Here is a 12579-nt window from a genome sequence, read left to right on the forward strand (position 1 = left end):
GGACCACGGGCCGCCACCTCACCGGGCCGAGTCCCGCACGCTGGCGGAGGCCGCCGCCGCGGACCTCGCGCGGCGGGCCAGCGAGGCCTCGCGCTGGGCGATGTAGATCGTCGAAGCGGCGATGATCCCGGCGCCCACCCAGGTCCACAGGTCCATCGTCTCGCCGAACACCAGATATCCCAGCAGCGCCGAGAATGGCAGCTTGGTGTAGTCGAACGGCATCATGGCCGACGCGTCGGCCATGTGGAAGGCGCGGGTCAGCGCCAGATGGCCCAGCGTCGCGATGCCGCCCATCAGCACCAGCCAGCCCAGCATGTCCCAGCTTGGCCAAGTCCAGACGAACAGCGCCGGGATCAGCGACATCGGCGTCAGGAACAGCACCATGTAGGTCACCATGGCCGTGGTCGTCTCGGTCCGCGCCAGCGCCTTGACCTGGAGGGCCGACGCCGCGCTGAAGCAGGCCGACACCAGCACCAGCACCGCCGTCAGCTTGATCGCCTCGGCGTCCGGCCTGACGATCACCAACACGCCGACGAATCCCACCACGGTGGCGCTCCACCGCCGCAGCCGGACCACCTCGCCCAGGAACAGGGCGGCGCCGATCGTGGCGAACAGGGGGGTCGTGAAACTGAGCGAGACCGCCTCCGCCAGCGGCATCACGCTGAGCGCGTAGAACCAGGTCAGCATGGCCGCCAGACCCGTCAGGGCCCGCGTCGCGTAGAGCCAGGACTTCCGCGTCCGGAGCCCGCCGACCCCGGCCTTGAACAGCCAGGGCAGCATGAACATCAGGCTGAAGAAGTTGCGGAAGAACGCGACCTGGAAGGGGTGCAACTCGCTCGACGCATGGCGGATCAGGAGGTTGAGCAGCGAGAACATCGCGGCTCCCGCCACCATCCACAGGGCGCCCTCCACCATGACCGGGAGCTTGGACGGGAACAGGCGGGTGCTGAGGAAGGCCACGGGAGGAACTGCCAGGATTGCGGCGGGAGGAGGTCGACCAGCGACACTATGCCCGCGATTAGGTTGGGGACCAAACTACTGACGCCTCTAAGGATTGCGCCGGGCGCAAGCCAGCCATGCGGCGGCCCGGAAGGTGCCCGCAGGCTGGGAGGGCCGTCTATGCTGGCGAAAAATGGAAAACTTCAACCGAGGGGGAAACAGCCGATGCAGTTCCTGATCATCGCCCATGATGGCACCGACGAGGGCGCGCTGGAGCGGCGCATGGCCGTGCGCGAACCGCACATCATCGGCGCCCGCGCCATGAAGGCCGCCGGCACCATGATCGTCGGCGGCGCCATCCTGGACGACGACGGCCGCATGATCGGCTCGTCCTGCATCGTCGAGATGCCGGACCGGGCGGCGGTGGACGCGTGGCTCGCCAGCGATCCCTATGTCACCGCCGGCGTGTGGCGGGAGATCGAGGTCAGGCCCTTCCGCTGCGCCCAGCTGGATTAGTAGCGTCGCAATATACGGTCATTCGACAATCGGATGGATTATACGCTGGGACGCGTGGGTCCATGATCGTGGCCGGATGATCGTCACCCCTGTTGGAGCCCCACTATGACCCGCTTTCCCAGCTTGTTCGTCTCCCATGGCGCACCGACGCTGGCGCTGGAGCGGGGTGGGGCCGCCGACTTCCTGCGGGGCTACGGCGAAACGCTGGGCAGGCCGGAGGCGATCCTGGTGATCAGCGCCCATTGGGAGACCGACACGCCCGCCGTCGGCGTCTCCCCGGCGCCCGGGACGATCCACGACTTCCGGGGCTTTCCCCCCGCGCTGTACCAGATCCGCTATCCGGCCCCCGGCGCCCCCCTCGTCGCCGAGGAGGCGGCGCGCCTGATCGAGGCGGCGTCCGGCCAGGGCCAAGCCGTGGGTCAGAGGGTGCGGCGAGATCCGGAGCGGGGGCTCGACCACGGCGCCTGGGTACCGCTGTCGCTGATGTACCCCGCCGCCGATATCCCCGTCGCGCAGCTGTCGATCCTGAGGCGGGGCGGCCCGGCGGCGCATCTGGCGCTCGGCGAGGCCATCAGGCCGCTCCGCGACGCCGGCGTGCTGGTGCTGGCGTCGGGCAGCGCCACCCATAACCTGTACGAGTTCCGGGGCCAAGACCACGACGCTCCCGCCCCGGACTGGGTGTCCGGGTTCGCCGACTGGCTGGCCCAAGCGATCCACGAGGGCCGCGCGGCCGATTTGGTGAACTACCGGAAGCTGGCGCCCCACGCCGAGCGCAACCACCCGACCGAGGAGCATCTGTTGCCGCTGCACGTGGCGCTGGGCGCCGCTTCCCCTAGTGCCATTGGCCGGCGCGTCCATTCGAGCCACGCCCATGGCGTGTTGGCGATGGACGTCCACGCCTTCGACTGATCCATTTCCACTTTCGTCCGGTGGAACGGATTTGGCTGGAATGTGTTCGAAATCGGCCCTGTACGCCGCCGATCGGATACCTGCCTTGCCAATACTGGCCTTGCGAATACCGGACGCACCCCGTGACCGCCTGTTGAACCTGTGGACACGGTTGAGGACCAGCCTGTGGTTCATCCCGGTGCTGATGAGCCTCGCGGCCGTCCTGATCGCGATGGCCGCCTTGCGGATCGACGCCAACCTGCTGGACGACGGGGAGCGCGTCTGGTGGCTCCACAGCGGCAAGCCGGAGAACGCCAGCGACCTGCTGTCGACGCTGCTGTCCTCAATCATCACGATGGCGACGCTGGCGATCTCCATCACCATGGTGGTGCTGACGCTAGCCGCCAGCCAGTTGGGACCGCGCCTGATCCGGAGTTTCATCGGCGACCGCCGCACCCAGGTGGCGTTGGGCTTCTTCGTCATGACGATCGTCTATCTGCTGCTGGTCTACCGTCGGGTGGACAGCGGGCTGTCGGCCGACAACGTGCCCCATGTGGCGATCACCGCCGGATCGGCGCTGTCGCTCGGCTGCATCTTCCTGCTGCTGTTCTATGTCCACCACCTCGCCAGTTCGATCGTCGCCGACACTGTGGTCGACCGGGTCGGCGACGATCTGGACGAGGTGCTGTGCCGTCTGCTGCGGGAACCCGGTTCGGTCGACGAGCGCGACCGCCAATCCGGTGACACCGCCCACGCCGAAGGACCGCCGCGGCCGGTCGATATCGCCCTCAGCCTGCCCCGGGGCGGCTATGTCCAGACCGTGGACCATGAGGCGCTGGTGGCGCTGGCCCACGGGCGTGACCTGGTGCTGACGCTCCGGTTCCGCGCCGGCTGGCACGTGCTGGCGGGTGGTTCGCATGTCTGGTTCGGGCCGCGCGATCCGGATGCTGGAAAGGCCACCGAGGGTGGGGAGATCGCGGCACAGGTCGCCGACGCCATCGTGGTGGGATCGGACCGCACCCCGACCCAGGATATCGAGTTCTCGGTCCGCCAGTTGGTCGAGGTGGCGTTGCGGGCCTTGTCGCCGGGGATCAACGATCCCTACACCGCCATCGCCGTGATCGACCGGATGGCGACCTCGCTGGCGCTGGCCATGGCGCGCGACATGGAGCCGGTGCGCCACAGGGACGGGGATGGCGTGATCAGACTGGTGACCCACCCGACCACCATGACCGGGATGATCGACCTCTGCTTCAACGAGATCCGGCAGGCCGCCTCCGCCAAGCCCGCCATCCTGATCCACCTGCTCGACACCATCGGCCAGCTGGCCTGCCATGTCAGGACGCCGGAACAGCGGAACGCCCTCGCTAGGCAAGCGGTGATGATCGCGTCGTCCGGCAACCGCGAGGTGGCGGAGGAGCGGGATCAGGCGGAGATCGCCGACCGGCACGAAGCGGCGCTCGCCAACCTGATCGCCCGCGACCTCTGAAGGCCTGCCGCCGCCGAGGCTGGGTCAGGCCTCCGTGAAGAAATCGACGGAGCCATCCTCCAGGTCGTAGCGGGCGCCGACGATCTTGAGTTTACCCTGGCGCAGCGGATCGATCAGCATCGGCTCGGACTCCGACAGGCGGCGCACGATCCGCCGGACATTGGCGCGCACGGCGTTGTCGAGCAAGTCGCCCGGCTGGTCGCGGGCGTCGAGCACCGCGGGAATGATCGGCTCGATCATCCGTCCGATGCTGCCGGGATAGCGGGTATTGTCTCGAACCACCGACACGGCGGCGTCCACCGCACCGCACCGCTCGTGGCCCATCACGACGATCAGCGGAACACCCAATTGGGCCACCGCGTATTCGATGCTGCCCAGCGCCGAGGTATCCACCGTGTTGCCGGCGTTCCGCACGATGAACAACTCGCCGAGACCGCGGCCGAATAGCAATTCCGGCGGCACGCGCGAGTCGGAGCAACTGACCAGCACCGCGAACGGCGTCTGGCTCAAGGCGATCTCGATGCGGCGCTCGCGGTTCTCGCCCCGCCGATAGGGGCCGTCGGTGATGAAATTGGCGTTGCCGTCCTTCAGCAACCGAAGGGCTTGGTCGGGTGACAAGTCGGTCTTGGCGTGGGGCACCGCCGCCAGCGCCGAAGCCGCGATGGGCATCAGCCCGCCGGCCAGCGCTCCCGCCACCCCTCCCACCGCCCCGCCGCACGCGTATCTGAACAAAGCCCGCTTGGATTGGTCAACATGGGTCATCGACGTGTCCCCTTCCCCGTTTCCCCTGCGGCAAAATGTCCGCCGCTTGGACAACAGGGTCCGGCGGCGATGATCCCGGTCCGCCGCGCCACGCCGAGGCGGTATGCGGCGAAAATCCACAAGACGGAAAAGGCGCCGTGATGCGGCAAAGCCACTTTACCGGCGATGGCGATCAAGCCGGCGAAAGTCCCATGAGCAATTGTTTCAATAGGCGGCAATCGGAATTCACGGTAGACTGCGACCGCTGGGTGGCCAAGCGACCATCGCTTGGCCCGTCAACGGATCCACGGCAGGTTCTTTCCCGGCCCATGTATTTAAGCCCTCAAGCACCAAGGGAAAAGCTTCGTTCCCTTTTCGCCCTTTGGTCATCGCGGTTGAACGGCAATGGCTTGGCTTTGCGGTCGAGTTTCAATCCTGAGGAATTCAAGCCTTGGATGGGCAACTTGGCCATCGTGGGTGTGGAGGGTGACCCCCGGCGCTTCCGCCTTCGGCTGATCGGGACCGAGGTCGTCTATTATGACGGCGCGGATTTCACCGGCCGTTTCCTCGACGAGGTGCTCAATCCGCCGATCGACCGGATCGTCCTGGCCCAGTACGAGGACTGCGCCGCGACGGCCAAGCCGATGGCGTTCAAGTACCGTTCCAACGCCTTCAGGCGGATCGAGGCCGGCATAGACAAGCTCTTCCTGCCATTCTCACGGGATGGATCGACGGTTTCCCATATCTTCGTATGCCTTTACGCCACCTTCGCCGATCCTCACGCGGCGGATCGGCCGACCATCCAGCGTTACGAGGCGGATGGCGGCACGCTGGCCTTCGATCCCGGCGAACTCTGAGGGACCGCCAGAGGGACCACCCGATCCCATCCCATTGGCGCCAACTCAAGGCTTGGCCTCGTCAGAAGCTCCGCCAGCCTCATCGAATTCCGTCATGCGCGGGCTGGGTCGCAGGGTGCATGACAGCAACACTTAAGTTTGCGCTCATGGGATCCCATCCCGTCAGCAATGCCCGGCCTGCCCCGACATCAGGGCCTTGAGCAGGTTGGCGTGGGGATCGGCGGCCTGGGCGGCTTCCTCGGCGGCCAAGGCCGCGAGGCTGACGAATTGGGCGACTTCGGCCAAGTCGTTGTTCGCCGCGTCCCGGGCCAAGCTGTCGAGGCAGGATTTGATCGCGAGCGCCAAGTCGCGACGGCTGTCACTCATGATGAACTCACCCTTGAAAAATGCTCAATCAACCCGGGGCCGACCCATGGCCACGCTCCGGTGCCGACCCCACACCCGACGTTAACCTGAACCGCCAAACGTATAACATAATCTTTTGGGATGGCGGGATGGATATTTCAATGACACACAAAAACAACGGCAACTATCAATTGAGCCCCATGGTAAAGGTACACGGAAATACTTTAACGATTCGTTAACTTCAAGGAAAAACTCGGACGTATATGTTCTTGTTACTCTTCAATCACATGGCTGGTCTTGGGCGGTAGTGACACCATGGGTAGCGAACGACACCGGAGATTCAGATAAGGCGTTGTGGTGGCGCCCCGATGGAACCGTCACGGCCATATCCCCATGTTCTCCCAGGGAGCCCCGGAGGATGTGAGGTGAGCGGGCAGCATACCCCTCGGCCACCCGCCGGCCGCCTTCCGGCCATCCCCCAGCCGACCCGCGGCGGGCCGTCGCGCCCTGGCGCAAGTGCTTCGAACACATGATCACGTCGCCTCAGGGCGGTTGCAGCCTTCGAGGCACCTGCCTATATCTCCGACAGACCAAGTGATCTTCTGAACAGAAACACCGTTCCATACCCTTGACCGCTAGAACCCAAGGGGGCCGTGGCGGTGCCGAAGCATCGGGCCGCCCCTGGTCTGCCGTAACAAAGAGGCTGAATGATGAGCAAAGTGATTGGTATCGACCTGGGCACCACCAACTCGTGCGTGGCCGTCATGGAAGGCGGCACCGCCAAGGTCATCGAGAATACCGAAGGTGCCCGCACGACACCGTCGATGGTCGCCTTCACGCAGGGCGGCGAGCGTCTGGTCGGGCAGCCGGCCAAGCGTCAGGCCGTCACCAATCCCGAGAACACGTTCTTCGCGATCAAGCGTCTGATCGGCCGCCGCTATGACGATCCGCTGACCCAGAAGGACAAGGACCTCGTTTCCTACAAGATCGTCGGTGGCGACAACGGCGACGCCTGGGTAGAGAGCCACGGCAAGAAGTACAGCCCCAGCCAGATCAGCGCCTTCATCCTCCAGAAGATGAAGGAAACCGCCGAGAACTATCTGGGCGAGAAGGTGACGCAGGCCGTCATCACCGTCCCGGCGTACTTCAACGACAGCCAGCGTCAGGCGACCAAGGACGCCGGCAAGATCGCGGGCCTCGAGGTGCTGCGCATCATCAACGAGCCGACCGCCGCGGCGCTGGCCTATGGCATGGAGAAGAAGGGCACCGGCACCGTCGCGGTCTACGACCTCGGCGGCGGCACCTTCGACGTGTCCGTGCTGGAGATCGGCGACGGCGTGTTCGAGGTGAAGTCGACCAACGGCGACACCTTCCTCGGTGGCGAGGACTTCGACGCGCGGATCATCGATTACCTCGCCGACGAGTTCAAGAAGGAGCAGGGCATCGACCTGCGCAGCGACCGCCTGGCGCTGCAGCGCCTGAAGGAAGCCGCCGAGAAGGCCAAGATCGAGCTGTCGTCCGGCATGCAGACGGAAGTGAACCTGCCGTTCATCACCGCCGACCAGTCCGGCCCGAAGCACCTGAACATCAAGCTGACCCGCGCCAAGCTGGAAGCCCTGGTGGACGAGCTGGTGCAGCGCACGATCGGCCCCTGCAAGGCGGCCCTGAAGGACGCCGGCCTGAAGGCGAGCGAGATCGACGAGGTGATCCTGGTCGGCGGCATGACCCGCATGCCGAAGATCATGGAAGTCGTTAAGCAGTTCTTCGGCCGTGAGCCCCACCGCGGCGTCAACCCGGACGAGGTCGTCGCGATCGGCGCCGCGATCCAGGGCGGCGTGCTGAAGGGCGACGTCAAGGACGTGCTGCTGCTCGACGTGACCCCGCTGTCGCTGGGCATCGAGACGCTGGGCGGCGTGTTCACCCGCCTGATCGACCGCAACACGACGATCCCGACCAAGAAGAGCCAGACCTTCTCGACCGCCGAGGACAACCAGAGCGCCGTGACGATCCGGGTCTTCCAGGGCGAGCGCGAGATGGCGGCCGACAACAAGATGCTGGGTCAGTTCGATCTGGTCGGCATTCCGTCGGCCCCGCGCGGCGTGCCGCAGATCGAGGTGACCTTCGACATCGACGCCAACGGCATCGTCAGCGTCGGCGCCAAGGACAAGGCCACCGGCAAGGAGCAGTCGGTCCGCATCCAGGCCTCCGGCGGCTTGAGCGACAGCGATGTCGACAAGATGGTCAAGGACGCCGAGGCGCACGCCGCCGAGGACAAGAAGCGGCGCGAGCTGGTCGAGCTGCGGAACCAGGCCGACAGCCTGATCCACACCACCGAGCGCACCCTGAAGGAAGCCGGGGAGAAGATCCCGGCTGCCGACAAGGCCGCGGCCGAGAAGGGCATCACCGAGCTGCGTGAGACGATCACCGGCGAGGATGGCGCCGCCATCAAGGCCAAGACCGACGCTCTGGCCCAGCTGTCCATGAAGCTTGGCGAGGCCATGTACAAGGCCGGCCAGGAAGAGGGTGCGGCTGGTCCGGGTGCGGCCGGCGCCGGTGCCGGCGCGAAGCCGGACGGCGACCCGACCGTGGTCGACGCCGACTTCGAGGAGGTCGACGACGACAAGAAGAGCAAGTCGGCCTAAGCGGGTCCGAGGCGTGAGCCTCCGGGGGATGGTGGTCTGAAAATCCACCCTCCCCCGGAAGCGTGATTGTATGGCATTGTGTGTTCCGCTCCGGTTGCCCGGCCCCGATCTTGTCCTGATTGGACCTTGATCCCTGGGGGTCCCGTGGCCGGGGCGGTTTTATGGTTATTGGTTCAGAGGCAGGGGCTGGCGGCCTGATGGCGAAGCAGGACTATTACGAACTTCTCGGCCTCACCAAGGGTGCCTCGGCGGAGGAGATCAAGAAGGCCTATCGCAAGATGGCCATGCAGTATCACCCCGACCGGAACCCCGGTGACACCGAGGCCGAGGCGAAATTCAAGGATTGCAGCGAGGCCTACGAGGTCCTGAAGGACGAGCAGAAGCGCTCGGCCTATGACCGGTTCGGCCATGCCGCCTTCGAGGGCGGCGCCGGCGGTGGCGGACGTCCCGGTGGCTTCGACTTCAACTTCGGCGGCGGTGGTTTCGCCGACATCTTCGACGAGATGTTCGGTGACTTCATGGGCGGCCGGCGCGCCGGCGGCCAGACCGGACGCGGCGCCGACCTGCGCTACAACCTGGAAATCTCCCTGGAGGAGGCGTTCAGCGGCAGCCAGGCGACGGTGCGGGTGCCGACCTCGGTCGTCTGCGAAGGCTGTTCCGGCACCGGCGCCGAATCCGGCACCCAGCCGATCTCCTGCCCGACCTGCGGCGGCATGGGCAAGGTCAGGGCCCAGCAGGGCTTCTTCACGATCGAGCGGACCTGCCCGTCCTGCCATGGCGCCGGCCGGGTCATCAAGGATCCGTGCAAGATCTGCGGCGGCGCCGGCAGAACCCGGAAGGAGAAGAACCTCCAGGTCAACATCCCGGCGGGCGTCGAGGACGGCACCCGCATCCGGCTGGCCGGCGAGGGCGAGGCGGGCTTGCGCGGAGCGCCACCCGGCGACCTCTACATCTTCCTGGCGATAGCGCCGCACCGGTTCTTCCAGCGCGACGGCGCCAACATCCATTGCCGCGTGCCGATCCCGATGACCACGGCGACGCTGGGCGGTCAGGTCGAGGTGCCGAGCATCGACGGCAGCCGCGCCAAGATCACGGTCCCGGCCGGTACCCAGTCGGGCCACCAGTTCCGGATGAAGGGCAAGGGCATGTCGGTCCTGCGCACGACCCAGCGCGGCGACATGTATATCCAAGCCGTGGTCGAGACGCCGGTCAACCTCAACAAGAAGCAGCAGGAGCTGCTGCGCGAGTTCGAGAAGGCCGGCAAGGAAGGCACCAGCCCCGAAAGCGAAGGCTTCTTCGCCAAAGTCAAGGAACTGTGGGAAGACCTGAAGGACTGAGGGTCCCGAAGGTCTTGAGCCGGAAGCCCCGCGTCACCGCGCGCGGGGCCGGGGCGCCCGGGACAGGGGGAATACCGGCACCATCAGGCTCAGCGCGAACATCAGCGCCGCCGAGGTGACGATGCTGGGGCCGCTCGGCAGGTCCCAGAACAGCGAGCCGAACAATCCCGCGACCACGGCGGTCACGCCGATCACCGAGGCCATGACCGCCATCAGCTCGGGCGAGCTGGAAAAGCGCCGGGCGGTGGCGGCCGGCACGATCAGCAGCGACGTGATCAGCAGGATTCCGACGATCTTCATGGCGATGGCGATCACCGCCGCGATCAGCAGCATGAAGGTCAGCCTGATGGCGATGACCGGCATTCCCTCGACCCGCGCCAGATCCTCGTCCACCGTGATGGCGAGCAGGCGGCGCCAGATGAAGGCCAGGACGCCGAGCGCCACGGCGCCACCGCCATAGATCCAGCCGATGTCGGTTGTGGTGACCGATAGGATGTCGCCGAACAGGTAGGCCAGCAGGTCGATCCGCATCGTCTCCATGAAGGCGATGGCGACCAGTCCCAGCGACAGCGTCGAATGCGAGACGATGCCCAGCAGCGTGTCGCTGGCGAGCTGGCGCTGCTCCTGAAGCACCACCAGCAGGACCGCGATGGCGACACAGACCGCGATCACGCCCACCGTCATGCCGATCCCCAGCAGATAGCCCAGCGCGATGCCGAGCAGGGCGGAATGGGACAGGGTGTCGCCGAAATACGCCATGCGGCGCCAGACGACGAACGAGCCCAGGGGTCCCGCCACCAACGCGATGCCGCATCCGCCCAACAGGGCGCGGATCATGAAATCATCCATGATGATGGTGTCTCGCGGGGTGTTCGCGCGCCTGGGCATCGGGCAGCGGTTGTGGAGCCGACGGCAGCGTGACCACGGCGCCGCCGCAGTCGTGGTGATGGTCGTGGCTGTGCTGGTAGACCGCCAGCGCCTCGGCGTGACGGCCGAACATCGCCAGGTATTCGGGATGCCGGCTGACATCCTCCGGGTGACCGGAGCAGCAGATATGGCGGTTGACGCAGACGACGGTGTCGGTCCGTGCCATCACCAGATGCAGGTCGTGGGAGACCAGCAGCACGCCGCAGCCGCGCGTCCGCCGGATTTCGGCGATCAGGTTGAACAGCTCGATCTGGCCATGGACGTCGACCGCCTGCACCGGCTCGTCCAGCACCAGGATGTCGGGCCGCCGCAGCAGCGCCCGCGCCAGCAGGACACGCTGAAGCTCGCCGCCGGACAGGGTCTGGACCGCGTCGTCGATCACGTGGGCGGCCCCGACCTCGTCCAGCACTTGCGACAGTTCCGCGCGGCCGACCTTCCGCCACAGGGTCAGGAACCGGCGCACGGTCAACGGCAAGGTGCGTTCGACCTGGAGACGTTGGGGCATGTAGCCGACCGTCAGGCCGGGGCGCAGCCGGATGGAACCGGCGGACGGCTTGACCAGTCCCAGCACCGATTTGACCAGCGTGGTCTTGCCGGCACCGTTGGGGCCGATCAGCGTCACGATCTCGCCCGCGCCCACCGTGAGGTCGATGTCCTCCAGCACGGTGCGGCCGCCGAAGCTGACGCTCAGCCCGCGCACGGTGACCAGGGGAGGCTGGGCCGGATGCTCTTGGATGGATGACATTAAGGCGACGCCTCGGATTCCAAGCCGGTGAAGCCGGCTCTTGACAATGTAATGTTATAACAGAACAGTTAGGGCTTCGTGAACATCCGATTATGCATCGCTGCTCCCACCCGTCCCGACCCATAGGTGCCAGTCCATGAACGCCCCACGCGCGACAACATCACTCCTGGCCGTGCTCGGCATGGCATTTTTTTCCGGTGCCGCATTCTCCGCCGAGCCGCCGAAGGTCCTGACGTCGATCAAGCCGATCCATTCGCTGGTCGCCGGCGTCATGCGGGGTGTGGCCGAGCCGGGCCTTCTGGTCAAGGGCGCCGCGTCACCCCACGCGTTCAGCCTGCGCCCCAGCGACGCCCGCGCGCTCGATCAGGCCGACTTGGTGTTCTGGGTGGGGGAGGATCTGGAGACCTTCCTGGAGAAGCCGATCGAGTCGCTGGGCAAGAAGGCGCATGTGGTCCCGCTGATGGAGGCCCCGCGCGTCAAGCTGCTGCCCACCCGGGAGGGCGGCGCCTGGGAACCCCACGTCCACGAGGAGGGCGAGGAAAACGAGGAGCATGGGGAACACGCGGAGCACGCTGGGGCCGGGCATGACCACGATCACGACCACGGACACGGGCATGACCACCACGAGCATGGCGGCAAGGACGCCCATGTCTGGCTCGATGTCGCCAATGCCCGCGCGATGGTCGCGGCGATCTCCGCGGAACTGGTCGAGCATGACGCCGCCAACGCCGAACGCTACAAGGCCAACGCCAAGGATCTGAGCGAGCGCCTGACCGCCCTGGACGCCGAACTCAAGACGACGCTCGAGCCGGTCAAGGATCGGCCCTATGTCGTCTTCCACGACGCCTACCACTATGTCGAGGCCCGCTACGGGCTCAACGCCGTCGGCGCCATCACGGTCAGTCCGGACCAGCGCCCCAGCGCCCAGCGCCTGAGCCAGCTTCGCGCCAAGATCTCCAGCCTGGACGCCACTTGCGTCTTCGCCGAGCCCCAGTTCGAACCGACCCTGGTCGGGACGGTGGTGGAGGGCACCAAGGCGCGGAAAGGCGTCCTCGACCCGCTCGGCGCCGACCTGCCCGACGGCCCGGATCTCTACTTCCAGCTCATGCGCGGCCTCGCCGGCTCGCTGGTCTCCTGCCTGAAGGCCGGTTGA

At 66.4% G+C, this 12579-nt stretch carries 12 protein-coding genes; 7 read left to right on the forward strand and 5 right to left on the reverse strand.

Annotation, left to right across the window (positions count from 1 at the left end):
• Positions 1-18: 18 nt before the first annotated feature.
• Complete coding sequence (locus N825_RS11575; RefSeq protein WP_051512075.1) at positions 19-960, reverse strand: DMT family transporter; 942 nt, start codon at positions 958-960, stop codon at positions 19-21.
• A gap of 204 nt (positions 961-1164) precedes the next feature.
• Here N825_RS11575 and N825_RS11580 point away from each other — a divergent pair, with 204 nt between their 5' ends.
• The 3 genes from N825_RS11580 (at position 1165) to N825_RS11590 (ending at position 3832) form a co-directional block, all read left to right on the forward strand.
• A complete protein-coding gene (locus tag N825_RS11580) occupies positions 1165-1455 on the forward strand; it encodes a YciI family protein (RefSeq protein ID WP_037451340.1) in 291 nt (96 codons plus the stop codon).
• Positions 1456-1560: 105 nt separating this feature from the next.
• Positions 1561-2364 carry a DODA-type extradiol aromatic ring-opening family dioxygenase gene (locus N825_RS11585; RefSeq protein WP_037451343.1) on the forward strand — a complete coding sequence of 268 codons (804 nt, stop codon included), beginning with the start codon at positions 1561-1563 and terminating at the stop codon, positions 2362-2364.
• A 40-nt stretch (positions 2365-2404) separates the two neighbouring features.
• Positions 2405-3832 (forward strand): DUF2254 domain-containing protein, encoded by a 1428-nt coding sequence (locus N825_RS11590; protein WP_198038296.1) that lies wholly within the window; start codon positions 2405-2407, stop codon positions 3830-3832.
• Positions 3833-3856: 24 nt separating this feature from the next.
• Here the strand turns inward: N825_RS11590 and N825_RS11595 are convergent, their stop codons facing one another.
• The gene (locus N825_RS11595; RefSeq protein WP_084164655.1) at positions 3857-4594 is read right to left on the reverse strand and encodes a carbonic anhydrase; all 738 of its coding nucleotides are present in this window, start codon (positions 4592-4594) and stop codon (positions 3857-3859) included.
• 308 nt (positions 4595-4902) lie between these two features.
• Between N825_RS11595 and N825_RS39745 the strand changes: the two genes are divergently transcribed.
• Positions 4903-5430: a PAS domain-containing protein gene (locus N825_RS39745; protein WP_245613084.1), complete on the forward strand. Its 528-nt coding sequence runs from the start codon at positions 4903-4905 to the stop codon at positions 5428-5430.
• A gap of 162 nt (positions 5431-5592) precedes the next feature.
• On the opposite strand, the gene N825_RS11605 is transcribed toward N825_RS39745, so the two are convergent.
• Complete coding sequence (locus N825_RS11605; protein WP_037451348.1) at positions 5593-5796, reverse strand: hypothetical protein; 204 nt, start codon at positions 5794-5796, stop codon at positions 5593-5595.
• 689 nt (positions 5797-6485) lie between these two features.
• Here N825_RS11605 and dnaK point away from each other — a divergent pair.
• The gene (dnaK, locus tag N825_RS11610) at positions 6486-8417 is read left to right on the forward strand and encodes a molecular chaperone DnaK (RefSeq protein WP_037451733.1); all 1932 of its coding nucleotides are present in this window, start codon (positions 6486-6488) and stop codon (positions 8415-8417) included.
• Positions 8418-8614: 197 nt separating this feature from the next.
• Positions 8615-9754, forward strand: coding sequence for a molecular chaperone DnaJ (gene dnaJ, locus N825_RS11615; RefSeq protein ID WP_037451350.1), 1140 nt, complete (start codon positions 8615-8617; stop codon positions 9752-9754).
• Positions 9755-9787: 33 nt separating this feature from the next.
• Here dnaJ and znuB read toward each other — a convergent pair whose 3' ends face one another.
• Positions 9788-10603: a zinc ABC transporter permease subunit ZnuB gene (znuB, locus tag N825_RS11620; RefSeq protein ID WP_037451353.1), complete on the reverse strand. Its 816-nt coding sequence runs from the start codon at positions 10601-10603 to the stop codon at positions 9788-9790.
• Positions 10596-11426, reverse strand: a complete 831-nt coding sequence (znuC, locus tag N825_RS11625) for a zinc ABC transporter ATP-binding protein ZnuC (protein ID WP_063833746.1) — start codon at positions 11424-11426, stop codon at positions 10596-10598. The genes znuB and znuC overlap by 8 nt, the downstream gene beginning before the upstream one ends.
• A gap of 136 nt (positions 11427-11562) precedes the next feature.
• Between znuC and znuA the strand changes: the two genes are divergently transcribed.
• The gene (gene znuA, locus N825_RS11630; protein ID WP_051512082.1) at positions 11563-12579 is read left to right on the forward strand and encodes a zinc ABC transporter substrate-binding protein ZnuA; all 1017 of its coding nucleotides are present in this window, start codon (positions 11563-11565) and stop codon (positions 12577-12579) included.

Source organism: Skermanella stibiiresistens SB22 (assembly GCF_000576635.1).
Lineage (GTDB): Bacteria > Pseudomonadota > Alphaproteobacteria > Azospirillales > Azospirillaceae > Skermanella > Skermanella stibiiresistens.